The sequence below is a fragment of the Anaerobacillus sp. 1_MG-2023 genome, from assembly GCF_030547345.1.
GTDB lineage: Bacteria > Bacillota > Bacilli > Bacillales > Guptibacillaceae > Guptibacillus > Guptibacillus hwajinpoensis_B.
Genome location: NZ_JAUORD010000273.1, coordinates 1 through 234, shown reverse-complemented (window position 1 = coordinate 234; position 234 = coordinate 1). Strand labels below are relative to the sequence as shown.

Below are 234 nucleotides of genomic sequence, written 5' to 3'. Positions count from 1 at the left end.
GGAAATGGTCGAACGCACAGGCGCCAAGAAGGTGAGCTTTGTCGGCATCTCCTTCAAACCCGGCACCGACGATCTTCGCGAAAGCCCGCTGGCCGAACTGGCCGCGCGTTTGATCAAGAACGGCGTACAGGTCGACATCTATGACCCCTATGTGCACGAAGCCTATGCCAACGAAAACTCGACCGCGGGCCGCGGCAACGACGTGATCCCTGACCTGAAGGACCGGATGAATCC

General features: G+C 59.4%; 1 protein-coding gene. It reads left to right on the top strand.

Translation table 11 applies throughout. The features are described 5' to 3' along the window. Window positions 1-234 (top strand): UDP binding domain-containing protein (locus Q4550_RS24145; protein WP_303536808.1); only part of this gene is annotated, 234 nt, incomplete at both ends.